Source organism: uncultured Sulfitobacter sp., from assembly GCF_947502895.1.
Classification (GTDB): Bacteria; Pseudomonadota; Alphaproteobacteria; order Rhodobacterales; family Rhodobacteraceae; genus Sulfitobacter.
Genome location: NZ_CANNBM010000002.1, coordinates 168,938 through 193,625, shown reverse-complemented (window position 1 = coordinate 193,625; position 24,688 = coordinate 168,938). Strand labels below are relative to the sequence as shown.

The window sequence follows — 24,688 nt, the reverse complement described above, 5'->3', positions numbered from 1 at the left end:
CGGTGATATCAGTTGCTTTAAGCCTAAAGCTTTTTCTGGCGGAGATCGGGGTCGTATGATACGGAGTGTGTAGCGATGGGCACGAAGGGGCTGACATGAGCGATTTTGACAAAGCCTCGGATGGTGCCAAAATGGATTTCTCCAAGGATATGTCTTATGGTGACTACCTTGGCCTTGATGAAGTGCTGAACGCCCAGAAACCGCTGTCTGATGCCCATGACGAGATGCTGTTCATCATTCAGCACCAGACTTCGGAATTGTGGATGCGGCTTGCCATACATGAGCTGGAGGCGGCGCGTGAGGCTATGATGGGCGGCGATCTGGCATCGGCCTTCAAGATGCTCGCGCGGGTTGCGCGGATATTCGATCAGTTGAACTCGGCCTGGGATGTGCTGCGTACCATGACCCCCAGCGAATATACTGCCTTTCGCCCTAGCTTGGGTAATTCTTCGGGATTTCAGTCGCACCAGTACCGGCTGATTGAATTTATCCTCGGCAACCGCAACGGCGCGTTGATGAAGCTACACAAGCACCGCGCACAGGCTTTTGCGCGGCTGGAAGGGGAGCTGGCATGCCCGAGCCTCTATCAGGTTGCGGTGAACCTGTTGTGTACCCGTTTTGAACATGCGCCATTGGCGGGCAACCCTGCGGCGACTGATTGGAGGCATGTGGATGCGGTTCAGGACTTGTGGCAGCGGGTCTATGAAGATCCGCGCGCCCATTGGGATTTGTATGAGCTTGCAGAAAAACTGGTTGATCTTGAAGACTACTTTCGCCGCTGGCGATTCAACCATGTGACGACGGTTGAGCGTATCATCGGGTTCAAACGCGGCACGGGAGGAACGGCAGGGGTTTCATATCTGCGTAAGATGCTCGAAGTGGAACTGTTTCCCGAACTTTGGTCCGTAAGGGGCGCGCTATAGGCGCCTGACAGTTTGAAAACCCAAATCCGTTCTGCCAGAGGAGGGCACAACCATTATGGCTGCTCGCTTGGGGTGATGCCGCTGGCGGGTAGTGACTTATGGCCAGTATGGCCGCTGTAGCAGTGGCAGTTAAGATCGTTAAATACGTAGTGAGCCAGTGTTGTAATGGCTTGATGATGATTGAAAAGTGTACTTTTACAATAATTTATTAAGCGTAATTGAAGCGAAGCATTAACCTCTTCGCAGCAGTGGCGAGAGAGCTGCACTGCTAGCGAATAGTACCGCAGCCATTGTCACAATGCTGGGGCCTGCAGGGGTGTCAAATGTAAATGCGCCTGTCAGGCCGCCCATCGTAGCCAGACTGCCAATCAGGGCAGCGAAGATGGCCATCGCCTCTGGCGTGCGTGCAAACGGGCGCGCTGTTGCTGCAGGGATGATCAACATTGCCGCGATGAGCAGGGCGCCCACGACCTTGATGGCAACGGCAACCGTCACGGCCAGTGCCAGTGTCAGGACGAGTTGTTCGCGGCGCGGTGATATCCCGCTTGCGCTTGCCAGATCCGAAGAGAGGGTCGCTGTGAGCAATGCTTGCCATCGCCAGATCAGCAGGGCGAGGACCAGCCCTGCACCTGTCCAGATCACGGCCAGATCGGTTGCTGTCACGGCGAGAATTTCGCCGAATAAATAGCTCTCCAGATCGACCCTCACGCCCTCGATCATCGAAACGGCAACCAGTCCCAGCGCCAACGCGGAATGGGCCAGCACGCCCAGAAGGGCATCGGTGCTTACCTGCCGTTCGGACAGAGTCGTGATGATCAGGGCCATCGCCAGCGCCACAGCGAGCACGCCAGCAAAAACAGGCAAGTCGGTGGCGAGGGCCAGTGCCACGCCCAAAATAGCCGCATGGCTGGTTGCATCACCAAAATATGCCATACGGCGCCAGACGACAAAACACCCCAGTGGTGCTGCAGCCAAGGCAACGCCCACTCCGGCAAGCCCTGCGCGCACGATAAAATCATCCAGCATTACAACGCCTTCTCATGCAATTTTTTGGCGGGTTCATGGGCCGTACAATCGTGATCATGGTCATGGTCATGGTCGTGATCATGGCGGTAAAGAGCCAGCGCACCTTGGGTGCCCGTGCCGAACAACGCGCGATATTCTGGTGCATCTGCCACCACTTGCGGTGTCCCTTCGCAGCATACGTGTCCGTTCAGGCACAAAACGCGGTCCGAGGCTGCCATTACAACGTGCAAGTCATGGCTCACCATTAGCACGGCGCAGCCGCGACTGCGGCGCACAGTTTCGATTTGCTGGTAAAACTGCGCGGCACCCGGTTGGTCCAGACCTTGCGTTGCCTCATCAAGGATCAGAATGTCGGGCGATTGCAGCAAAGCGCGTGCCAGCATCACCCGCTGGAACTGCCCGCCTGATAACGCCCCCAGCTGGCGATCTGCCAGTTCGGGGACACCCGCATCGCGCAGGGCCGTTGTTGCGGCCGCCCCGCTGACACGCGCTGGCAGATTAAGAAACCGCGCCACAGTCAAGGGCAGGGTGGTGTCAATGGAGAGGCTTTGCGGAACGTATCCAATGCGCAGGCCTTTGGCGCGCACTACATGCCCCGCAACAGGACGCACAGCGCCGATCAGTGCGCGCAATAGCGATGATTTGCCTGATCCGTTCGGGCCAACGATCGTCACGATTTCGCCGCGCGCCACTTGGATATTTACATCGCGCAGCACAGTATTGCCGCCATAAGCCAGCGTGAGCTGGCGCGTCTCGATCAAGCTCATACAGCGGCACCGCCTGCACAATCAGGGCATAGGCCTGTTGCCTCGACAACCGTGCGCTCGATCACAAAACCCGCCGCCCGCGCGGCATCGCCCAGCCGTCCTTTGTTTAGTGCCGTGTCCGCTTCGGCAACGGCTTCGCAGGCGCGGCAGATCAGGAACGCGGGTGTGTGATCGGTGCCGGGATGTACGCAGGCTGTGTAGGCATTCAATGCTTCGATCTTATGGGCAAAGCCTGCTTTGACCAGAAAATCCAGCGCGCGATAGGCCACAGGGGGTTGGGTTCCCAAACCTTCGGCAGCCAATCGGGCCAGCACATCATAGGCACCTATGGCGCGATGCTCGGCCAGCAGAATCTCTAGCGTGCGGCGGCGCACCGGTGTCAGACGCAGACCCAATGCCGTGCATTGATCCTGTGCGTCCGCCAACAGGGTTGTCATACATACATTGTGGTCGTGACATTGAAATCCGATGGCATTTGACATGGGGGCTGGCTCCACTCCTGAATTGGGGGATTGATATGTTATAACATTAATATTAGCAAGAGAGCAGTTGTAAACAAAAGGATGATACCATGCGCCGATTGCTTGTCTTGCTTTGCCTTGTGAGTTTCCCCGCCTTTGCGGAGGAGGGGCCAAAGGTTGTTGCTGATATCGCACCTGTCCGCGCATTGACTGCGCAATTGATGGAGGGAGTGGGTAGCCCGTCACAGATCATTCCTACAGGCGCGTCGCCGCACGGCTATGCTATGCGCCCCTCCGAGGCGCGTGCCTTGCGCAATGCCGATCTGGTGATCTGGGTCGGTCCCGGGCTGACCCATTGGCTGGAGGAGCCGCTGGACACGCTGTCAGGCGACGCTATCCGCCTCACTTTGATGGAAGTGCCACAAACGCAGAACTTGCCCATCCGCGATGCAACCGAACTGGAAGAAAAGCACGAAGAAGATCACAATCACGACGATCACGACCACGGGCATAAAGATCACGAAGATCATGCAGAGCATGAGGAGGACGATCACGCGGACCACGGCCATGAACACCACGGTGACATTGACCCACACGGCTGGCTGTCGCCCGCGAATGCGCAGATTTGGGCGCAAGCGATTGCGGATAAACTGATGCAGATGGACCCTGAAAATGCGCAGATTTACACGGCTAACCTTGAAACCCTGACAGTGGAACTGGCACTGCTGGAGTTGGAGATTAGAAGGCTGATGGAACCGCACCAGAACAAGAGCTTTATCGTTTTGCATGACGCGTTTCAGTATTTCGAGGCCACATTCGGGGTGACAGCGCAGGCGTTTATCATTCCTGGCACGGGCCAGACACCTGGACCAGCGCGGCTCAGCGCGTTACGTGCGCATTTGTCACAAAACCCCGCTGTTTGCGCCTTTACCGCGCCGCAAGAGAACGATGCGCTGATGCGCACGGCCCTTGAAGGGTCAGGGACACGGGTGGCTGTTCTGGATGCAATCGGGGATGGTCAGACACCCTACGCGGCACTGATCCGCAAGTTCGCCACGGACATGGCAGCATGCCTCGCGGCAGAATAGACTGTGCTAGGGCAGCTCGAGATCCGAGCGCGCGTAGACATGTTTGCCATCCTCCGAGGGTAGAGCACGTTTGCGCGCCCAGACACGGCGCACATCATCCATACCAAGATGGGGATTATCGTCCAGAAATTCGCGGGTATAGCGGTTGAACTGGTTATCGGGTGCAATTTCACTGCGAAAATTCGGGTCTGCGGCCTCGGCCATCTGCTGCTGGTATGCCGCAACCGCGTCGGCCAGTGTTTTGCCGCTGTTGGACAACATCCATGCCATAAAACGCCGGTTGAATTTGAATTTCTCACCCACTTGAGATTTGAAAAAACGCCGGACGTTTTGGCTGTTGCGGTAACTGTCTGTGATAAGGGTCTGCGGCGTCAACGGGGCGGTGTGCCAGTCAAAGCCGGACGTTGGCTTGACCGATTTCTGACGCAGCACTTCACCGCTATCCAGAAAGTGGGCGAGACTGTCGAGCAGAATATGCTTGTTTCCAACTCTGGGCAGGTTGCGGCGTTTTAGCTCTGCTTCAAGCTCGGCGCGCAACCAATACCAGCGGCGCAATTCTTGCGCGGTGCTGATGGTGGTGATGTCTGGCCGTTGTGTCATAGGGCCAAGATACCCCGATGCGACAAAATTGCAAATTGGCCCCGCAGCATATGGGGGACCAAAGGTTTGTTTTACAGGTCATCAGACGGCAATTTTGCCGCCGCCTTGTTTTGTCACCACCACAACAGCAGGGCGGGGCGGCATTGCGGGGTCAAAATCAGGCCAGCGGGTGGCGGGGTCTTCAAAGGTTGAGTGCCGTTCAAACCCTGCAAGGTCTTTGGTCCCGTCGGTTCCGGGGTGCTGCACCGCCAGAAACAGGGTTTCTTGATCTGGCGTGAAATAGGGGCCGCACATCTCGCCGCCAACGGGGCAGCGGAAGAACAGCTTGGATGTGCCGCGTGCGCTGCCTTCGGTTTCAACCCCATAGAGGCCGTCGGATTTGCCTGTTTTGCCCCAGTTGCCCCCCTGATCTGTTGAAACCCACAGCCGCCCGTCAGCGTCAATCGCTGCATTGTCAGGAGAGCCGAACCAGCCGTTTTGCGATGTTTCAGGGTTCCAGACGGCACCGACAGCGGCCACAGAGGGGTCGCCGCATTGCACCAGAATGGACCACCGTCCTGCGGGGGCACCATGATCACCGCCGTCTTCCTTGATCTCGATAATATGGCCGAATGCGTTTTCGGGCCGAGGGTTCGCGACGTTTACCTGATCGGGTTTGCGCCGCGAATTGTTGGTGAGCATCAGATACACCGTGCCGTCACCGCGCGGCTGGGCATCCTCGGGGCGGTCCATGGGGGTCGCCCCCAGCAGATCGGCAGCGATGCGGGTGTCGATCATCACATCGCCCTGATCTTTAAATCCATTATCTGGCGTCAGCGGCCCCGTGCCATAGACCAATGGCAGCCACGCGACGGTTCCGTCCTCGTCAAAGCGTGCGACAAAGAGCGTGCCGTCAGACAAAAGCTGCGAGTTCGCGGCATTATCCGCACCGACCTTGCCGGTCGAGACATATTTATACTGGTAGTCAAAGCGGTTATCATCGCCTGAATAAACCACAAGGCGACCATCTGCAGCCAGTGTCGTTTCACACCCTTCATGGCGGAAGCGGCCTAATGCCGTGTGCTTGACTGGCATCGCATCGGGTTTGCGCGGGTCGACTTCCACGATCCAGCCAAAGCGGTTCGGCTCGTTCGGCTCTAGATCGATGTTAAAACGGTCATGGCGCGTGCCCCATGCGTACCACATTCCCGGCACGCCGTAACGCTTGTGTTGTGCGGCCTGCGCGGGGGGAAGGGATGACAGATCAGGGCGGCCTTCCGCGTTCAGTTTGCTTGTCCAGAAATACCCGTGAAAGTTCTCTTCAGCCATCAGGTAGGTGCCCCAAGGCGTCATCCCGCCTGCACAATTGTTCAGCGTGCCGATAATTTTCATACCATCGGGATCTGCGTTGGTTTGCATCCGCGGATGACCTGCAGCAGGACCAGAGACTGTCATTTCGGTCTGCAGCGGCGTGATGCGGCGGTTGTAGGGACTGGCGCGCTCAACCCGCCACGCGCCTGTTGTTTCTTTTTCAATCTCGACAACGGTGCCGCCGTGGGCGGCCATTTCTATGTCGATCAGTTCGGGCGTCATACCTGCAAATCCATCGCGGTCCTGACGTCCCAAACCGGGGAACATGACTTCTTCGTTAGTGTATTCATGGTTCACGCACAGCAGCCCGCGTGTGCCTGCATCGTTCAACGCGGTAAAGCCGACATAGTCGTTGTTATACCCGAACTGCTGAAGCTGGGCCGCTGCTGTTTGGTTCATCACGTCAAATTCAGGGGCGTCGGCAGTGATCGGATCGCCCCAACGGATCAGGATGTCGGCGTCATAGCCTTCTGCCACGTGATGTGTCGTGTCATTGCCCCACTCCAACTCTGTAAAGTTATAACGCGACGTGCCTGCGGCAGCCGCCTGTTTGGGGGCCAGGATGGCCGAGGTGCCGAATAATGCTGTTGTTGTCGTAACGGCCAGTGCGCCTTTGAATATGTCGCGGCGCGAGTACCGCGCGGCCACAACCTCGCCGATTGTGCTGCTCAGATTAGGGTTCGTAGGAATATCATCAAAGGCTTCGAATGCCTCTGCTTTGTTACCGATGGCCGGATCGTTCAGGATGTCTTGTCGCGTCATGGCTTGCTCCAGTTCGTGTTGACCGATGCGGCCTTTGTCATCCGATTCCGTCACAGTTGTGTGACGCGGCCATGACACTTTTGTTTCACACGCATCTGGTGGGGGCGGTTAATGCGGTGTCTCTATCATAATCATAGCAGGCGCATGTCAGCGTGCAAAACGGTCCAGCAAATCCGGAATATGCTTACGAAACTTGAAGAAGCCCGCAGTGGCAAGTGGCCAGGCGGCAGTGTCGATCTCGCGACGTATTTCGGTGATCGGCAGATCAGTCGTTTTGCGCAAACGGCGCAGCATACTGCGGGCAGCACCGACAGGCGCATGCGGGGTTACGATATGGTCCAATTGGTGCGTGCTTGCCCAGTCCTGCACGGCATCGGGCGCAGGTAGGATCGTGGTGTCGGGTGCCGCGTCTTGTGCCAAAGCTGTGCGAAACTGCGCCACCATCGGGGCAGACTTCCAAGGGCTTTGGGCGTCTGTGCAGTCAATATAGGCGCTGGTCACACTGGCGCAGCCCATTTGGGCCAGATCGGGTGCGCCCAGATCATCAGAATGCAGCAGTATCCCGATGCGGGCATCGGGTCTGCCGTCGAAGGGTACAAGCGCGGGTATCTCCTGCCGATTGGGCGGTGGCGGTGCGCTGACGGGCGGCGCGTTGGTGGCAAGCCCGCGCACGCCGACAAACCGCCCGTCAGTGAATTTGGCTATATTTGAAGGGTCTGCCAAGTAGGTTTTGCCTTGGGTTTGTATCCCTGCGACCCAGCGCCAGCTGAGCGTGTTGACCGCGGCATCCCCATCCAGCAGGTGCCGCAGAAAGAAATCCGCGCCCAGTTGCCAAGGCAATTTAAGGGTGAATATCCAGATCGAGGCGAACCACATGCGCGCGTGATTGTGTAGATAGCCTGTCGCTGCCAGCTCTTGCGCCCATGTGTCAAAGGGGGCGATACCAGTCTCGCCCAAGCAGGCGGCCTCCCATTGCTGGCGCAGGCCTGATTGCGTCTGAACCTCGTTGTGCAGCCGCGTCAGATCATCGCGGTAGGCGGCCCAGACGGCGGGGCGTTGCTCCATCCAGCCTTTCCAATAGGTGCGCCACCAGACTTCGGCGATGAACTTATCCGCCTCGGATGCGGTCATCTGATCCAGTACTGCGCGCGATACATCCGCCTCGTCCAGCACTTTCATCCGCAGATAAGGCGACAGGGTCGAGACATGACTGTGCTGGCCGGAACCCAGATCAAAGTTGCGCTTTTGGGCATAGGCACTGCCCGCATCAGGCGCGAATTTAAGGAGCCGTTCATGCGCAGTATCAACGCGGGGCGGGAAGGGTGTGGGGGCATTTTTCATACATCGGCAGATAGCGCAGGCACCGCGCGGATCAACTCATATCGCGATCTGTTGTACGCCCCCTTGAAGGTCCCAACCCACAGGACTAATCTTGTATAAACGCTTGTTCGGGTATGGTCCCGACAAACTCCATTGAAGGCAGAGCACATGCAAGACCCCGTCGAGACGTATATGAACCTTGTTCCCATGGTTGTGGAGCAGACAAGCCGTGGCGAGCGCGCCTATGATATCTTCTCGCGTCTGCTCAAAGAGCGGATTATTTTTATTAACGGCCCGATTCACAGCGGGATGAGCCATCTGGTCGTCGCACAGCTGTTGCACCTCGAGGCAGAGAATCCTTCCAAGGAAATCAGCATGTACATCAACTCGCCTGGTGGTGAGGTGTCAGCGGGCATGTCGATCTACGACACGATGCAATACATCCGCCCGAAGGTTTCGACCCTGATTTGCGGCATGGCTGCGTCGATGGGCTCGGCCATTGCCATCGGTGGCGAAAAAGGGATGCGCTTTGCGCTGCCCAACGCCGAAGTCATGGTGCACCAGCCCTCGGGCGGCGCCCGCGGCATGGCGACCGATATCCTGATCTCCGCCCGCCATATCGAGCGGACCCGCGAGCGTCTGTTCCAGATGTACGTCAAACACTCCGGTCAGGATTATGAGACCGTGCAAAAAGCACTGGATCGCGACACATGGATGACGCCCGAAGAGGCGCTTGAGTGGGGCCATATTGACGAGATTGTCGCGAACCGCGGCAAGGAAGATGACAAGGACGCGCCAAAGCCCAAGAAGGGTAAGTAAGTCACAACAGTGTTCCCTCCGGTTTATGCGATTGAAGAACCGGAGGGTCTGACTTAGACTTGAGGCCAAATCGAATTCGCGCAGTCCCGTTTGGGGCAGGCAAACCAGCATCAGACCTGAAAGGGCTCACATGGCCAATTCAACCAGTGGCGACAGCAAAAATACCCTCTATTGTAGCTTTTGCGGCAAGAGCCAGCATGAAGTGCGCAAGCTGATCGCAGGGCCGACAGTGTTCATCTGCGATGAATGTGTCGAGCTGTGCATGGATATTATTCGCGAAGAAACAAAGGCTTCTGGCCTCAAAGCGACAGATGGCGTGCCGACACCCAGAGACATTTGTGAAGTGCTTGATGATTATGTCATCGGTCAGGCGATGGCCAAGCGGGTTTTGTCTGTGGCTGTGCACAACCACTACAAGCGTTTGAACCACGCGCAAAAAGGCGGCGATATTGAACTGGCGAAATCCAACATTTTGCTGATGGGCCCCACGGGTTGCGGCAAAACTCTGCTCGCCCAAACGCTCGCACGGATTCTGGATGTACCCTTCACCATGGCCGACGCCACCACATTGACCGAGGCGGGTTATGTGGGTGAAGATGTTGAAAACATTATCCTAAAGCTGCTTCAGGCGTCCGAATATAACGTCGAGCGCGCACAGCGCGGCATCGTATACATTGACGAAGTAGATAAAATTACACGTAAATCGGAAAATCCTTCCATCACCCGCGACGTCTCGGGCGAGGGCGTGCAGCAAGCATTGCTCAAGCTGATGGAAGGGACGGTTGCATCCGTTCCACCGCAGGGCGGGCGGAAGCACCCGCAGCAGGAATTCTTGCAAGTGGACACCACGAACATCCTGTTCATTTGTGGTGGTGCGTTTGCTGGCTTGGATAAGATCATTGCCGCACGCGGTAAAGGGTCTGCCATGGGCTTTGGCGCAGATGTGCGCGATCAGGACGCACGCGGCATCGGTGAAATTTTCACCGACCTTGAACCCGAAGACCTGCTCAAGTTCGGTTTGATCCCCGAATTCGTGGGTCGTTTGCCTGTTTTGGCAACGCTTGAAGATTTGGACGAGGACGCACTTGTCACCATTCTGACCCAGCCGAAGAACGCACTGGTCAAGCAATACCAGCGCCTTTTCGAGCTTGAGGACACGCAACTGACCTTTACCGAAGACGCGCTGGCCGCAATTGCCAAACGCGCGATCGAGCGCAAGACAGGCGCGCGGGGGCTACGGTCTATCCTTGAAGACATTTTGCTGGATACCATGTTCGATCTACCGGGGCTGGACAGTGTGACAGAGGTTGTCGTCAATGAAGAGGCAGTGAATTCGGATGCCAAGCCGCTGATGATTCACGCCGAAGCCGAGAAAGAGCCAGCGACTGCAGGCTGATTTTTCGAATAGAATAATGTGGAAAGGCAGGCTGTTTTGGCCTGCCTTTTTTATTTAGGAGGGTAAAATGAAACGCATTTTTTCAGGTGGGGAATTCGAAGCAAAATTGGGGTATTGCCGCGCCGTCGTTGCGGGGGGCTTTGTCCACGTGGCGGGAACGTGCGGGCAGGGCGATGATGTCGTGGCGCAATGCCGTGATGCGCTGCGGATCATCAAAGAGGCGTTGGAAGAGGCAGGCGTGAGCATGGCGGATGTAGTGCGCGTGACCTATATGCTGCCTGACCGTGCCGAGTTCGAGCCGTGCTGGCCGATCTTGGCAGAGACCTTTGGCGACAACCCGCCTGCTGCGACGATGATTGAGTGCGGTTTGATTGATCCCAAATTCCGCATCGAGATCGAAGTAACGGCACTTGTCTAGGTGACACGCCGAGCTGCTAAATTTCGCGTGCTGATATGTGCCATTTCGTTGCTCTCGGGGTGTCTTTCATTATCCGCGGACCAATTCGCTCAAAGTATCTTTGTTGATCTTGCGTATACGAAAGTCTTGGCATTCAAGAGCCGTATAAAGACGCCTCATGGCTGCAGTTATCTGGTTCTGGAGCTTCCTGAAGATACAGAAATTGCGCCACCTGAACTCGTCTTTCCCGATTATGCAGTCCCGTCGGAGCGCGTATGGGCGTCGACACCGGACGCCAAAAATATCGAGATCAATAGCCGTCACCCTTGTTTGATATTGGAACCAGAGAAATTCGATGGGGCTGGTGTCGCAGGCTTTAGCAGTCGGATCACGACAATACTGAAACAGCGGGGCGCATGGTTTGTCAGGAGTGGCGGTGTTGAGGATATTGAATTGGTTGTTTACGCGCCACAAGAACGTCTTGCTGTTTACTTGCGGTTTGGCGATTAGGCGTGTTTTGTCCAATTGAACGGTCACGTCACTGGACCTGAGGCGGAGTTTAGGCCATATCAGAGCCAAGAGTAACAGGAGTCTCCCATGGGCATTGTCAGCAAAATCTTGAGCGCGTTCACATGGTGGAACGGGCAGACGCTCAACACACAGTTTTTCACGTGGCGCAAAGGTGAGAAAGTGGGCGAGGATGCTCAGGGCAACATCTATTACCGCAATGCCGATGACAGCAAACGCTGGGTCATCTTTAATGGCGAGATCGAGGCGAGCCGTATTAATCCTGACTGGCATGGCTGGATTCACCGCACCTATGACGAGCCGCCAACAGACAAGCCATTGATGCATCAGGAATGGGAAAAGCCGCATCAGGAAAACCTGACCGGCACGATGCTGGCCTATGCGCCCGCAGGGTCTATCCGCCGTGAAAAACCTGCTGACCGCGGCGATTATGAGGCATGGAGCCCCGAGTGATGCGTATCCTTGCGCTATGTGCGCTAATCTGGGCAAGCGCAGCCAGTGCCGAGCAGACCAGCAACGGGCAAGGCGCTGTTTTGCGCGCGCTGGACAAGACGTCTGGTACCACGGTTGATCTGTCGATCCCCAATGGCCAGCGGGCCAGTATCGGCCGTCTGAATATTGTCCTGAATGAGTGTCGCTATCCACAGGGCAACCCGTCCGGTGATGCATATGCCGCCATCGAAGTGTCTGAGACCGGGCGCGCTGGTACCGTATTTTCGGGTTGGATGATCGCGTCTGCTCCCGCTCTTAACCCGATGGAGCATCAGCGCTACGATATCTGGGTAATGCGCTGTATTACGTCCTGAGGCGTTGAATTGATCGCTGCGGTGAATGACGCGCTGCGGGCTTTGGCATGTTCCAGTTTCGCGTGATATTGTGCGCGGCTGATCTCGACGCCACCAAGGGATGCAAGATGGTCAGTAATAAACTGCGTATCAAATAGGGTAAATCCGCCCTGATTTAGCCGATCTACCAAGCAGGCGAGGGCGATCTTGGATGCGTTTGTGCGTCGCGAAAACATGGATTCGCCAAAAAATGCAGCGCCCAGTACCACGCCATAGACACCACCGACCAGCGTGTCTTCTTCCCAGACTTCTAGCGAGTGAGCCTGACCGCGGGTGTGCAATGCGCCGTAAAGCTGTCTGATCTCGGCGTTGATCCACGTATCATCGCGGTCCGCGCAGCCGTCCAACACACTCTCAAAATCGCGATTTATGGTGATTTTCCACGAACTGTGCCGCATGTCACGACGTAGTGAGCGCGAGATGTGAAACCCGTCTAGCGGCATGATGCCCCTGCGGCGGGGGTCGACCCAGAAAATCTCCGGGTCGTCGCGCCCTTCGCTCATCGGAAAGATACCGACGCTATAGCCGTGTAGCAAAAGCTCCGGTGTCAGCGTCCCCATCGGGGTTAACCATCCCCGAGGTTAGTTTCCAGCCAGTGCTCCAGCCAATGGATGTTGTAGCCGCCCGAGTGGATGTCACCTTCTTGTAGCAGGGCATGGAACAGCGGCACGGTTGTATCTACACCATCCACAATCAACTCCCCCAATGCGCGGTTCAAACGGGCCAATGCCTCTGGGCGGTCGCGGCCATGCACAATAAGTTTGCCGATCAGGCTGTCGTAATAGGGCGGTATTTTGTACCCGTCATAGAGCGCGCTATCCATCCGCACACCCAAGCCACCGGGCGCATGGTATTGCGTGATTTTACCGGGGCAGGGTGCAAAGTTGGGCAGTTTTTCTGCGTTGATCCGCACCTCAATGGCGTGGCCGTTGATGGTCAGGTCATCTTGGGTGAAAGACATCGGCAAACCTGCGGCCACGCGGATCTGTTCGCGTACAAGATCGACGCCAAAAATTGCCTCGGTGACGGGATGTTCCACCTGAAGCCGCGTGTTCATTTCGATAAAATAGAACTCACCATTTTCGTAGAGGAATTCGATTGTGCCTGCGCCGATATAGTTAATGTTGGCGACAGCATCCGCACAGACCTTGCCGATGCGCGCGCGCTCGGACGGGGTGATAGAGGGGCCAGGGGCTTCTTCAAATACTTTCTGGTGGCGCCGCTGAAGCGAGCAATCGCGTTCGCCCAGATGCACGGCGCGGCCTTTGCCATCGCCAACCACCTGAATTTCGATATGGCGCGGCGTAGTGAGGTATTTCTCGATATAGACTTCGTCGTTGCCGAAGTTCGATTTTCCCTCTGCGCGCGCTGTCTGGAACGCGCTTTCCATGTCTTTGGCGGTTTGCGCCACTTTCATGCCTTTGCCACCACCGCCTGCTGTGGCTTTGATGATGACGGGATAGCCGATTTCTTCGCCTATGCGCTGTGCGTCCTCTAGCGTGGCGACACCGCCTTGTGATCCGGGAACGCACGGCACGCCGAGTGCTTTCATCGTATCCTTGGCCGTAATCTTGTCGCCCATGATGCGGATATGTTCGGCTGTCGGGCCGATAAACGTGAGGCCGTGGTCTTCTACGATTTGCACAAAGCCAGCGTTTTCAGACAGAAAGCCATATCCGGGGTGGATCGCTTCGGCGCCGGTGATCTCGCAGGCAGCAATGATCGCAGGGATCGAAAGATATGACTGTTGCGAGGAAGGCGGCCCGATGCAGACACTCTCGTCGGCCATGCGTACGTGCATGGCGTCACTGTCGGCAGTCGAATGAACAGCCACTGAGGCGATACCCATTTCGCGGGCAGCACGGATAACACGCAGGGCGATCTCACCGCGGTTGGCGACAAGTATTTTGTTGAACATGGGGATGTGCTCCTTATTCGAGGATCACAAGCGGTGCGCCGAATTCCACCGCCGCCCCGTCTTCGACCAGAATACGTTTCACGGTGCCTGCGCGGGGGGCAGGTATGTGGTTCATGGTTTTCATTGCCTCGACAATCAACAGGGTGTCCCCCTCAGCAACCTGTGCGCCCACAGCGATAAAGGCAGGCGCGCCGGGTTCGGGTGAGGTATAGACCGTGCCAACCATGGGTGAGCTGACTGCACCTGGGTCGGTTGCCGGATCGGCACTGCCGCTGGTCTCGGCCGGGGCCGCAGGTGCCGGCGTTGCGGCTGCAGCCATCACGGGTGATGCTGATGCTTGCATGGCCTGAGGGGCGATTACCTGCTGCGGCGGCTTGCGGGAGACACGCACATTGAGGCTGTCATCCTCGGCATAGTCGCGCTTGACCTGCAATTCTGTCAGATCGTTTTCGTTCAGCAGTTCTGCCAAAGCGCGGATAAAGGCGACATCGGCGTCATGTGTATTCTTTGTCATATGGTTCCTCGACCGTTGCGAAGGGGGGCGACCTTGGACGCGCCCTTTGGGACGGGTTATATGGCATGGACAGAGGCATTGAAAGACGCGAGTTTACAAGCGCGATCGGACGGCGGGTAGCAGCGGGAGACAGGCAGATGAACATTGCACATTGGCTGGCGCGGCAGGCCATTGCACGCGCCTCGGCTCCGGCATTGTTTTTCGGAACGCATGAGGTGGAAAACTACGCAGGCTTCGACCAGCGCGCGCGCGGTGTTGCATCCGCTTTGCGGGCGCGCGGGATTTCCGAAGGCGACCGTGTTGCGGTTTTCATGTACAACCACCCCGAATGGTTGATCGGGCTATTTGGTATATTTTATGCGGGTGCGGTCGCTGTCCCCATCAATGCCAAGCTGCATGGGCGCGAGGCGGCGCATATCCTTAAGGACAGTGGCGCGCTGCTATGCCTGACGGATGCCGCACACACGCAATCGCTGCACGAAGTTGACTGTGCGGTTGGCTGTGTAGCCATTGCGGAGCTTAGCGGGACGGCGGACGTTGCAGTGGCCCATAGGGATGGTGATGATCTGGCTTGGCTTTTCTACACCTCTGGCACCACAGGTACGCCTAAGGGCGTGATGATTACGCACGCGATGTTGCAGGCTATGACGCTGTCTTACGGTGTAGATGTGGACACTGTCTCATCCGAGGATACGACAATTTATGCAGCACCGCTTAGTCACGGTGCGGGGCTTTATAGCTTTGTGCATGTCCTCGCAGGGGCGCGTCATGTCTGTCCTGCCTCTGGCGGGTTCGATGCAGCCGAAATTTTCGAACTGGCAACGCATTTTGGCAACTGCCACATGTTTGCCGCCCCCACAATGGTCAAGCGGATGACGGATGTTGCACGGAATTCAGGTGCGGATGGCAGTGGGTTGCGCACAATCGTCTATGCGGGTGGTCCGATGTATACGGCCGACATCATTGCTGCTGTTGAGGTATTTGGCCCAAGGTTTGTCCAGATTTACGGGCAGGGGGAATGTCCTATGGCAATTACGGCACTGTCGCGCCACGATGTTGCGGACCGCAGCCATGCAGACTGGCGCGCGCGCCTGGGCTCGGTTGGATGTGCGCAATCGGTTGTGGAGGTTCGCATCGGTGACGCACAAGGCACGCCGCGCGCCGTGGGAGAGACTGGCGAGATCATGGTCCGTGGTGCGCCTGTAATGCGTGGCTATTGGAACAACACCGAAGCGACTGCTAGAACGCTGCAAGACGGGTGGTTGATGACAGGTGACATCGGCGTGCTGGATGCCGCTGGCTATCTGACGCTTCAAGACCGCTCAAAGGATGTGATCATTACGGGGGGATCTAACGTCTATCCGCGCGAAGTAGAGGAAGTACTGCTGCAACACTCCGAAATTGCAGAAGCATCCGTGGTGGGCGCCCCGCATCCCGAGTGGGGCGAAGAGGTCGTGGCATTTATTGTAGGTGAGGCGTCAAAAGAGGCGCTGGACCAGTTATGCTTGCAGCATATCGCGCGCTTCAAACGGCCAAAACGCTACGTGCGCTTGCCGTTTTTGCCGAAAAATAACTATGGAAAAATTCTCAAGACCGACCTGCGCGCACGGATCGCCGAGGAGGAATAGGGAATGGTCCGCACCTTTTGATGCGGACCATCAAACTGGGTTTAGACGACGGTAATAAAATCATCGATGATGTTGAATGCATCGCTTGTCAGATCAGTGGCGTCCACGTTGCGCACTGTCAGAACCGACCCACGATCGCTGCCAAGGCTTAGACCACCTGTCGCAAACACTTCGCTGAGGTTAATGATGGCGTTGTTACCAACAAATTCTGTGTTGGCCATCACATCTGCGTAGGTGACGATTGCGCCTGTCGTGATGAACAGCTCTATCTGGTCTCCCTCCGCGAAGCCGCGAATTTCATCGGCCTCTGTGCGACCACGGAAAATAAATACGTCGTCGCCGTCACCGCCGAACATTGTGTCGCGGCCTGCACCACCCTCGATGACGTCATCGCCATCGGCACCCGAGAGGCGGTCATTACCAGATCCACCGAAGATTGTATCGTTACCAGCGTTTCCGTTTACTTTGTCATTGCCGGAACCGGCAAGGATCCGATCATTGTCGCCACCGCCGGAAATGTCATCGTTGTTGTTGCCGCCATCGATCGTATCGTCGCCGTTACCGCCGCTCAGCTTGTCGTTGCCATTGCCACCAAACAGTTGGTCGTTACCGGTACCGCCAACCAGTTTGTCACGGCCACCCTCACCTATAAGAATGTCGTTGCCGCTGCCGCCATAAAAGCTCTCGTCGGTGTCGCCGCCTGAGATGGTATCATTTCCGGAATCACCACGGATATCGCCCGAAACGTCGTTCAGAACGGGGGGCAACGCATCGCCAAAGCCCAGTGTGATGACGGAGTATACATCGTTGCCAGCGCCCATGCGTACGTCGTGCAGGATGCCGCCGTTTACGACTGTATCATCGCCCGCACCCATTCTGACTGTTCCGGTGACCGTGCCTTCTGTAAAGGGGCCTCCGTCTATGCCGGGAATAATCTGGTTGATGAGCTGGTCATTGCCTTTGCCCATTTTCAGCTGACCGTCGATCAGGCCACTGTTGTAAAAGCTGTCCCACGCATTACCCATACGGGCTTCGCCAAAAATCGTCCCGTCATTCGAGAAGTTGCGCCCGCCATTACCAAGCAGGTTCACTGCATAAACGCTGCCAGAGGCCTTGGACAACACACCACCAAACGTATTGGTGATTGTGATCCCCTCGTCAGAGTTCGCTTTGAGCTGGCCGTTGATCGTGCCGCTGTTAGTGATCTCGCCACCAAAAACGGAAAAGTCAAAACCTTCCAGCGTCTCGCCAAAAATGTTGGCACCTTCGAATTCGTCGGTCGCTTCGTTGAATGTAATCGGCATGAATATCCCCAGAGCTAAGTTTCGCCACATTTACGCCATATTCAGCCCAGCTGCCTAATGAAAACTGTTCTTTGTTTCCGTAGCGGTAACAAAGCGGGGTTGCTGTGTAGACTATAGGTTGAAACGCATGAAAAACCCCGCAAAAAGCGGGGCAATTCAAAGGCAGACATCTGGGAAAACAATCAGATGGCGAGATATTCGGCGCGCAGCGATTCGTTTTCCAGCACCTCTTGGGCGGTGCCGTCAAATACCACACTGCCCGTATCAAGGATCACGGCACGATCGGCGAGTTTCAGCGCGCGCACAGCGTTTTGTTCGACCAGAATTGTCGTGATACCCTGTGCTTTGATGATGCTGAGGGTCTTTTCAATCTCGTCCACGATCACCGGCGCCAACCCTTCATAAGGTTCGTCAAGCAGCAGCACTTTGATATCACGGCACAGCGCGCGGGCGATTGCCAACATTTGCTGTTCGCCGCCCGACAGTGTGGTGCCTTCCTGCTTCTTGCGCTCACCCAAACGGGGGAACAGCTCGTACACGCGCTCCAGCGACCAGCCGATCGGCGGGGCAATCTGGGCGAGCTTGAGGTTTTCCTCGACGGTAAGGCCCGCAATGATGCGACGGTCTTCCGGCACCAATGCCAGACCAGCGCCCGAGGCCTCAAAGCTCTTCATTTTGTGCAGTGGCTGGTGATCCAGCCAGACTTCGCCCTTGGTAAGTTCTGGGTCGCCGATCTGCGCAATGGTCCGCAGGGTAGAGGTCTTGCCCGCACCGTTACGGCCCAGTAGCGCCAGAATTTCGCCCTCATGCACGTTAAAGCTGACGCCTTGTACGATGTAGCTTTCGCCGTAGTAGGCGTGGATATCCCAGACCGACAGAAAAGCAGGGGCGGATGCCGCATGATTGGCATTTTTGTTCAGTGTTTCGGTAGTCATATCTATGTCCTTCGAAAGGGGGAGGGGCAGGGTGCTAGACGTCCTGCGTCTCGCCCAGATAGGCTTCTTTTACCTTGGGATGGCCTTTGATGTTGTCCGGCGTATCCTCGACAAGCGGCGTGCCTTGGGCCAGCACAGTAATCCGCTCGGCCAGCGAGAAGACAACGTGCATGTCGTGCTCAATGATGCAGATGGTGATGTCACGCTCTTCCTTGATCTGCTTGAGCAGGTCGATGGTGTTGTTCGTGTCGGCCCGCGCCATACCCGCTGTCGGCTCGTCCAGCAGCAGCAAACGTGGCTGCTGGCTGAGACACATCGCGATTTCCAAGCGGCGCTTGTCCCCGCGCGACATGCTCGAGGCGTGCATCTCGCGTTTGTCATAGAGGTTCATTTCCTCCAGCATCGACTTGGCCTTTTCGATGATGTCCTTTTCGTGCCCGATACCTTCGATCGCATGCATCCGAAACGCACCGTCGCGTTTGGCAAAGCAGGGGATCAGCATGTTTTCCATCACGCTGAGATCACCAAAGATTTCAGGCGTCTGAAACACGCGGCTAATGCCCATCTGGTTGATCTCAAAAGGCTTGCGGCCCAGTACGGATTGACCGTCGAACATAACCGATCCCGTATCGGGGATCAGCTTGCCCACCAGTACGTTGAGCAGGGTTGATTTGCCTGCACCGTTTGGTCCGATGATGGCGTGGACAGTGTTTTCCGCCACGCTGAGGTTCACGTCCCCCAGTGCTTGCAGCCCGCCGAAGCGCTTGTTCACGTTTTTGACTTCGAGAATACCCATGTCGTGCGCTCCTTATTCAGCAGGTGTTGTTTTGCCATCAGGCGATTTCGGATCGGTCTTTTTGCGGCGGAACAGGTTTCCGATGCGTTGACCGCCCTCTACCAGACCACCAGGCAGGAAGATTACCACCAGCATGAACAGCAGGCCCAGCGTCAGGTGCCAGCCTTTGCCCACAAAAGGGTAGACCAGTGTAATCAGCAGATCTTCGATGCCGTCGGGCATAAAGGCAAACCACTGCTCCAGAACGCCTTTGTTGATTTTGGAGACGATGTTTTCCATGTACTTGATGAAACCCGCGCCCAGAACAGGCCCGATCAATGTGCCTGCACCGCCAAGGATGGTCATCAGGACAACTTCGCCCGATGCGGTCCAGAACATCCGCTCTGCCCCCACCTGCGTGTCCATCGCAACCAGCAGACCACCCGCCAGACCTGCATACATGCCAGAGATGACAAAGGCCGCAAGTGTGTAAGGCTTCGAATTCAGACCAGTATAGTTCATGCGTTGCTGGTTGGATTTGACCGCCCGCAGCATCATCCCGAAAGGCGAGCGGAAGATGCGGATGGACATGTAGAATGCCAGCAGCATGATCACGGCGGAGATGTAATAGCCTGCGTTAAAGGTAAAAACCCAGTCCCCCATCGTCAGCTCTGTTGTTGCTTTCATATCCAGCCCGAACAGGTTCGCTTTGGGCGACTGGCCAGGGTCCAGCGCGCCGTCAAGGATACGCGGGTCGGTGTATTTGGGCTGAAGGCCCGTCTCGCCGCCTGTGATGGGCGTCAGCACCGAATAAGCCAGCGCATAAGACATCTGGGCAAAGGCCAGTGTCAGGATAGAGAAGTAGATGCCCGAGCGGCGCAGTGAAATCCACCCGACGAGCAGCGAGAAGAGGCCCGCCACGATAACCGATACGATGATTGCGGGGATCACGTTCATGGTCAGCAGCTTCATCATCCAGATCGCGGCGTAAGATCCCACACCCAGAAACGCGGCGTGACCAAAGCTGAGATAGCCAGTGAGGCCGAACAGGATGTTGAACCCGATGGCAAAGATGCCAAAAATCACCAGACGCTGCATCAGGTCAGGATAGCCCGCATTGAACTGGGCCATCGCCGAGGTTTCGGGGAAGGGGTTGAGGATGAAGGGTGCCAGAAGGCACAGGATGGCTACGATAAGCAGAAGGCCTGCGTCGCGTTTTGTAAGTCCAAGCATGGTCTTAGTCCTCCATCACGCCGGCACGGCCCATGAGGCCACGGGGACGTGTCAGCAAAATGATAATTGCAACAAGGTAGATGATGATCTGGTTGATGCCCGGTATGAGCTCCAGCACCGCCGCCATGGAGGCAAAGCTTTCCAGAATACCCAGCAAAAAGCCTGCCAGCACGGCACCGGGCAGTGAGCCCATGCCGCCGACAACAACCACAACAAAGCTAAGCACCAGAAAGTCCATGCCCATGTGGTAGTTGGGAGAGTTGATCGGCGCGTACATCACACCCGCAAGTCCGGCCACTGCAGCCGCAATGCCGAACATGATGGTAAAGCGTTTGTCGATGTTGATGCCCAGCAGGCCCACGGTTTCGCGGTCAGCCATACCGGCCCGCACGACCATCCCGAAGGTGGTGAACTGCAAGAAGGCAAAGACAGCACCGATAATCAACGCGGCAAAGCCGAAATAAACGAGACGCCAGTAGGGATAAATAATTGTATTCGCATCCATCCCCAGCATCGCACCAAAATCAAACGATCCTGCGAAAACCGCTGGTGCGGGTGTGGGGATCGGGTTTGCGCCGTAGTAATATTTGATCACTTCTTGCAGCACGATCGCCAGACCGAAGGTCACGAGGATCTGGTCGGCGTGTGGGCGTTTGTAGAAGTGCTTTATCAAACCACGTTCCATAATAAAGCCGATGGCGATCATCACGGGGATGGCAAACAGGATCGATAGCGGCACAGCCCAATCGATCATCCAGGCGCCCGCCGAATCGCCGAACCATTCTTTGATATAGAGAATGTCGTCGAATTTTGGGTTCCCGAGAAAGTCGGTGCCCGTAGGCTCGGTCGCCTTGTGGCTCAGCGTGAGCAGATTGGAGAAGGTCACAGCGCAGAACGCGCCGATCATGAACAAGGCACCGTGGGCGAAGTTAACAACGCCGAGCGTGCCAAAGATAAGCGTCAGACCAAGGGCGATCAGCGCATAGGCTGAACCCTTGTCGAGGCCGTTTAGAATTTGAAGGAGAATTGCGTCCATGGTCCGTCCCATCTGTCACAGGTGCCGCGCGCCCGGCCATATGATCGGGGGCGTTCAGCGGATTTGCGGGCTATTTGGTTGGTTGGGTTGTGGTGTGCAGGGCAGGCTAAGTGGCCCGCCCTGCAAAGCGTAAACGCTCTTATGCGCCTGGGTTACATGTACCCAGTGAACCGCCCGCGAACTGTGGGTGGTCAGGTGCGTATGTGACCTGCTCGGTGGGTGTCACTTCGACGATTTCGACCAGATCGTATTGGTTCTCGGGGTTCTCTTTACCCTTCACAACCAGCACGTCCTTGAAGCACTGGTGGTCATCGGCACGGTACAGTGTCGGGCCGTTGCCCAGACCGTCAAACTCGAACCCTGCAAGCGCTTCGACAACCGCACATGGGTTGAACGAGCCTGCGCGCGTGACCGCATCCGCATACAAAAGCGTCTGCACATAGCATGTGTGCGCCGCCTGTGAGGGTGGGAAGCCGTATTTCGTACCGAAGGAGCGTACAAAGGCGTTTGTGCCCGTGTAGCGCGCGCCCAGTTTGTCCTCAAGCGACCAGTCCCAGTTCTGGGAACCGATGATGCCTTTGATGTTGGCGCCCGCACCGCGTGCCATCAGCTCGGAGTAGAGGGGAACAACGATCTCGAACTTTTTGCCGTTCACTGTCTGGTCGCGCAGGCCAAACTGGACTGCGTTTGTCAGCGAGTTGACCATGTTGCCGCCGTAGTGGTTCAGAACCAGCACGTCTGCGCCGGACTGGAGAACGGGTGCAATATACGCGGAGAAGTCTGTTGCTGTCAGAGGTGTTTTCACCGCGTTGACAGTTTCCCAGCCCAGTGCCTCGGTGGAGGAACGGACGGCTTCTTCTGTGGTGTAACCCCAGTTGTAGTCGGCTGTCAGGTGGTACGCTTTGCGATCCGCGCCATATTCGTTGGCAAGGATCGGTGCGAGGGCCGCGCCGGACATGTAGGAGTTAAAGAAGTGGCGGAAGCCATTGGCGCGCTTGTCTTTACCCGTCGTGTCGTTGGAGTGGGTCAGACCCGCCATAAAGATGATGCCGGCCTCTTGGCACAGCGCCTGAACGGCAACAGCCACACCGGAGGAGGAACCACCGGAGATCATCACAGCGCCATCTTTTTCGATCATGGATTTCGCAGAGGCGCGCGCCGCATCAGACTTGGTCTGTGTGTCGCCTGTTACGAATTCAACTTTTTTGCCCAGAATACCTGTGCCGTCCAGCGCTTTGGAGCTGAAGGTCGACAACATGCCGCCATCGCCGCCACCGTTCAGGTGCTCGACGGCCAGTTCGAATGCGCGCAGCTCGTCTGCGCCCTCATCCGCGTAGGGGCCGGATTGTGGTACGTTGAAACCCAGTGTGACGGTGTCGCCCTGAGGTGCGTTGGTAAAGCCGCTGTGGCCGTCCGCGCGCAGGTATGTTGGCAGTGCAAGGCCTGCACCAGCAACGGCACCGGCTTGGATCAGACCGCGACGTGTCGGATTGAAGATTGACATGATGTCCTCCCGAAAGTGTTGAAACAGCGACCACATCCTTCTTGTGGGGAGTTGGTGCTGGCACGGAATACGTGCAGGGGCACTATCGGGGGCGGGGCGGGGTGTTCGCAACTATGGGGTTGATTGGGCCGATTTATTTGTAAATAAATGCACATAGAAATGGCTGGTGATGTAAAGTTAGTGATGTTGCAGTGCAGAAAAATGGTAATATTTGTTGTAAATACAGGTGGTATGACCTGTGATCGCTGAGAGCATGACAGGCAGCCGCATCCGCGAGCGGCGCGTGATGCAAGGTCTAAAACAGGCCGATCTGGCGCGCGACATCGGCATTTCCGCCAGCTACCTAAACCTGATTGAGCATAATCGCCGCAGAATCGGTGGCAAACTCCTGCTTGATATCGCCGCACGTCTTGAGGTTGAGCCGCAAGCCCTGACCGAAGGGGCAGAGGCCGCGCTGCTGGGCGTACTGGGCGAGGCTGCGTTGGCGGCCAATCTGTCGGTTGCGGACACAGGCCGTGCCGAGGCCTTTGCAAGCCGTTTTCCTGGTTGGGCAGAGGCACTGGCCGCAAGCCAGCGCCGCATCGCCACGTTGGAGCGCACTGTTGAGGCGCTTAGCGACCGTATGGCCCATGATCCGCATCTGGCGGATTCTATGCATGAATTGCTCACAACCGCTGCCGCAGTACGCTCGACGGCAGAAATTCTTGCGTCCGACGAAGCACTGGAGCGCGAATGGCAGGACCGCTTTCACGCCAATCTGGATGCCGACAGCGATCGTCTGGCCCGCAGCGCGCAGGCACTTGTCGGATATCTGGAGCAAAAGAAAGGACCTGCCGCCGCACATTCTCCGCATGAAGAGGTCGAAACCTATCTGGAAGCGCGCGATTTCATCTTCCCTTTGTTGGAGGAGATGCAAACCAGCACTGCGGTATCGGAACTTCTCGCCCAAACGGATGCGGCACTGTCAGACGCTGCGCGTTTTATCTTGCGTGGGATACTTGAGCAAATCGCCGATGATGCGCGTGCGGTGCCGCTGGCATCGCTACAGCCGTTGGTAGAAGAGGGCCCTATTGATCCTGTGGCTTTGGCGTCAAACTTTGGCGTTTCCGTTGCGGTTATATTGCGCCGCCTAGCGGCAGTGCCCGATCTGAAGGCAGGGCTTGTCGTGTGCGACCGCTCTGGCACAGTGATTTTCCGTAAATCTGTTGACGGGTTTTCGGTGCCTCGGTTTGACCATTGTTGCCCTCTCTGGCCGCTTTTTGCTGCGTTTGGCGCGCCGCAAATGGTGCTACACGAAAGACTGGGGCAGTTGGGCCGTGCCCAAGCGCAGTTTGATGCCTATGCCACTACTGAAACGCTGCGGGCGCAGGGCTATAACAGGCCGTCAGCATCGCGCGCGATCATGCTTCTTGTGCCAACCCTTGCAGGTGATAGCGCCCATGCGCTGCGTGCGGTCGGGGCGACTTGCCGTATTTGTCCGCATGACAGCTGTGCCGCGCGCCGTGAGCCCTCCATTATGACGGCGCCGGTATCATAAGAGATTTTGACACGGCCAGCGG

25 protein-coding genes are annotated in these 24,688 nt (G+C 56.8%); 10 read left to right on the top strand and 15 right to left on the bottom strand.

Translation table 11 applies throughout. The annotated features are described in order from the left end of the window. The first annotated feature begins 95 nt into the window (after positions 1-95). Positions 96-923 carry a tryptophan 2,3-dioxygenase family protein gene (locus Q0903_RS09065; protein ID WP_299414727.1) on the top strand — a complete coding sequence of 276 codons (828 nt, stop codon included), beginning with the start codon at positions 96-98 and terminating at the stop codon, positions 921-923. 231 nt (positions 924-1,154) lie between these two features. Here Q0903_RS09065 and Q0903_RS09060 read toward each other — a convergent pair whose 3' ends face one another. The 3 genes from Q0903_RS09060 to Q0903_RS09050 are packed head-to-tail and all read right to left on the bottom strand — an operon-like array spanning position 1,155 to position 3,198. Beyond that, positions 1,155-1,949: an iron chelate uptake ABC transporter family permease subunit gene (locus tag Q0903_RS09060; protein ID WP_299414725.1), complete on the bottom strand. Its 795-nt coding sequence runs from the start codon at positions 1,947-1,949 to the stop codon at positions 1,155-1,157. After that, a complete protein-coding gene (locus Q0903_RS09055) occupies positions 1,949-2,716 on the bottom strand; it encodes a metal ABC transporter ATP-binding protein (RefSeq protein WP_299030659.1) in 768 nt (255 codons plus the stop codon). Before Q0903_RS09055 ends, Q0903_RS09060 begins: the two co-directional genes overlap by 1 nt. After that, positions 2,713-3,198 carry a Fur family transcriptional regulator gene (locus Q0903_RS09050; protein WP_299414723.1) on the bottom strand — a complete coding sequence of 162 codons (486 nt, stop codon included), beginning with the start codon at positions 3,196-3,198 and terminating at the stop codon, positions 2,713-2,715. The genes Q0903_RS09055 and Q0903_RS09050 overlap by 4 nt, the downstream gene beginning before the upstream one ends. An 89-nt stretch (positions 3,199-3,287) precedes the next feature. On the opposite strand from Q0903_RS09050, the gene Q0903_RS09045 reads away from it, so the two are divergent. After that, positions 3,288-4,265 (top strand): zinc ABC transporter substrate-binding protein, encoded by a 978-nt coding sequence (locus tag Q0903_RS09045; protein ID WP_299414721.1) that lies wholly within the window; start codon positions 3,288-3,290, stop codon positions 4,263-4,265. A gap of 6 nt (positions 4,266-4,271) precedes the next feature. Here the strand turns inward: Q0903_RS09045 and Q0903_RS09040 are convergent, their stop codons facing one another. The 3 genes from Q0903_RS09040 to Q0903_RS09030 all read right to left on the bottom strand — a co-directional run bounded on the left by Q0903_RS09040 (position 4,272) and on the right by Q0903_RS09030 (position 8,318). Then, positions 4,272-4,865, bottom strand: coding sequence for a DUF6434 domain-containing protein (locus Q0903_RS09040; protein ID WP_299030662.1), 594 nt, complete (start codon positions 4,863-4,865; stop codon positions 4,272-4,274). 81 nt (positions 4,866-4,946) lie between these two features. Beyond that, entirely contained in the window at positions 4,947-6,977 is a 2,031-nt protein-coding gene (locus Q0903_RS09035) for a PhoX family phosphatase (RefSeq protein ID WP_299414719.1), read from the bottom strand. 147 nt (positions 6,978-7,124) lie between these two features. Further along, entirely contained in the window at positions 7,125-8,318 is a 1,194-nt protein-coding gene (locus Q0903_RS09030) for an FAD-binding domain-containing protein (protein ID WP_299414717.1), read from the bottom strand. 147 nt (positions 8,319-8,465) lie between these two features. Between Q0903_RS09030 and Q0903_RS09025 the strand changes: the two genes are divergently transcribed. From Q0903_RS09025 to Q0903_RS09000, 6 genes are all read left to right on the top strand, one after another. After that, positions 8,466-9,116: an ATP-dependent Clp protease proteolytic subunit gene (locus Q0903_RS09025; RefSeq protein WP_299030664.1), complete on the top strand. Its 651-nt coding sequence runs from the start codon at positions 8,466-8,468 to the stop codon at positions 9,114-9,116. 130 nt (positions 9,117-9,246) lie between these two features. Then, complete coding sequence (clpX, locus tag Q0903_RS09020; RefSeq protein WP_299030665.1) at positions 9,247-10,512, top strand: ATP-dependent Clp protease ATP-binding subunit ClpX; 1,266 nt, start codon at positions 9,247-9,249, stop codon at positions 10,510-10,512. 67 nt (positions 10,513-10,579) lie between these two features. Then, the gene (locus tag Q0903_RS09015; protein ID WP_299414715.1) at positions 10,580-10,930 is read left to right on the top strand and encodes a RidA family protein; all 351 of its coding nucleotides are present in this window, start codon (positions 10,580-10,582) and stop codon (positions 10,928-10,930) included. A 126-nt stretch (positions 10,931-11,056) separates the two neighbouring features. Next, a complete protein-coding gene (locus Q0903_RS09010) occupies positions 11,057-11,419 on the top strand; it encodes a hypothetical protein (RefSeq protein ID WP_299414714.1) in 363 nt (120 codons plus the stop codon). Positions 11,420-11,506: 87 nt separating this feature from the next. After that, on the top strand, positions 11,507-11,890 hold the full coding sequence (locus tag Q0903_RS09005) for an NADH:ubiquinone oxidoreductase subunit NDUFA12 (RefSeq protein ID WP_299030668.1): 384 nt from the start codon (positions 11,507-11,509) through the stop codon (positions 11,888-11,890). Next, positions 11,890-12,243, top strand: a complete 354-nt coding sequence (locus tag Q0903_RS09000; RefSeq protein ID WP_299416021.1) for a DUF2155 domain-containing protein — start codon at positions 11,890-11,892, stop codon at positions 12,241-12,243. The genes Q0903_RS09005 and Q0903_RS09000 overlap by 1 nt, the downstream gene beginning before the upstream one ends. On the opposite strand, the gene aat is transcribed toward Q0903_RS09000, so the two are convergent. From aat to accB, 3 genes are read right to left on the bottom strand one after another with little or no spacing between them, the layout of a single operon-like run. Beyond that, a complete protein-coding gene (aat, locus tag Q0903_RS08995) occupies positions 12,207-12,842 on the bottom strand; it encodes a leucyl/phenylalanyl-tRNA--protein transferase (protein WP_299414712.1) in 636 nt (211 codons plus the stop codon). The genes Q0903_RS09000 and aat overlap by 37 nt on opposite strands. Positions 12,843-12,847: 5 nt before the next feature. Beyond that, positions 12,848-14,200, bottom strand: a complete 1,353-nt coding sequence (accC, locus tag Q0903_RS08990) for an acetyl-CoA carboxylase biotin carboxylase subunit (protein ID WP_299414710.1) — start codon at positions 14,198-14,200, stop codon at positions 12,848-12,850. 13 nt (positions 14,201-14,213) lie between these two features. Then, positions 14,214-14,714 carry an acetyl-CoA carboxylase biotin carboxyl carrier protein gene (gene accB, locus Q0903_RS08985; RefSeq protein WP_299030671.1) on the bottom strand — a complete coding sequence of 167 codons (501 nt, stop codon included), beginning with the start codon at positions 14,712-14,714 and terminating at the stop codon, positions 14,214-14,216. Positions 14,715-14,851: 137 nt separating this feature from the next. Here accB and Q0903_RS08980 point away from each other — a divergent pair, with 137 nt between their 5' ends. Next, positions 14,852-16,342 carry an AMP-binding protein gene (locus Q0903_RS08980; protein ID WP_299414708.1) on the top strand — a complete coding sequence of 497 codons (1,491 nt, stop codon included), beginning with the start codon at positions 14,852-14,854 and terminating at the stop codon, positions 16,340-16,342. Positions 16,343-16,383: 41 nt separating this feature from the next. Here Q0903_RS08980 and Q0903_RS08975 read toward each other — a convergent pair whose 3' ends face one another. From Q0903_RS08975 to Q0903_RS08950, 6 genes are all read right to left on the bottom strand, one after another. Beyond that, entirely contained in the window at positions 16,384-17,646 is a 1,263-nt protein-coding gene (locus tag Q0903_RS08975; protein WP_299414706.1) for a calcium-binding protein, read from the bottom strand. A 182-nt stretch (positions 17,647-17,828) separates the two neighbouring features. After that, positions 17,829-18,581 (bottom strand): ABC transporter ATP-binding protein, encoded by a 753-nt coding sequence (locus Q0903_RS08970; protein ID WP_299030674.1) that lies wholly within the window; start codon positions 18,579-18,581, stop codon positions 17,829-17,831. Positions 18,582-18,615: 34 nt separating this feature from the next. Then, positions 18,616-19,377 (bottom strand): ABC transporter ATP-binding protein, encoded by a 762-nt coding sequence (locus Q0903_RS08965; RefSeq protein ID WP_299030675.1) that lies wholly within the window; start codon positions 19,375-19,377, stop codon positions 18,616-18,618. 12 nt (positions 19,378-19,389) lie between these two features. After that, a complete protein-coding gene (locus Q0903_RS08960; RefSeq protein ID WP_299414703.1) occupies positions 19,390-20,589 on the bottom strand; it encodes a branched-chain amino acid ABC transporter permease in 1,200 nt (399 codons plus the stop codon). A gap of 4 nt (positions 20,590-20,593) precedes the next feature. Then, complete coding sequence (locus Q0903_RS08955; protein WP_299030677.1) at positions 20,594-21,625, bottom strand: branched-chain amino acid ABC transporter permease; 1,032 nt, start codon at positions 21,623-21,625, stop codon at positions 20,594-20,596. Between the two features lie 139 nt (positions 21,626-21,764). After that, positions 21,765-23,129: a substrate-binding protein gene (locus tag Q0903_RS08950; RefSeq protein ID WP_299414702.1), complete on the bottom strand. Its 1,365-nt coding sequence runs from the start codon at positions 23,127-23,129 to the stop codon at positions 21,765-21,767. A gap of 238 nt (positions 23,130-23,367) precedes the next feature. On the opposite strand from Q0903_RS08950, the gene Q0903_RS08945 reads away from it, so the two are divergent. After that, the gene (locus Q0903_RS08945; RefSeq protein WP_299414700.1) at positions 23,368-24,666 is read left to right on the top strand and encodes an XRE family transcriptional regulator; all 1,299 of its coding nucleotides are present in this window, start codon (positions 23,368-23,370) and stop codon (positions 24,664-24,666) included. Positions 24,667-24,688 lie beyond the last annotated feature (22 nt).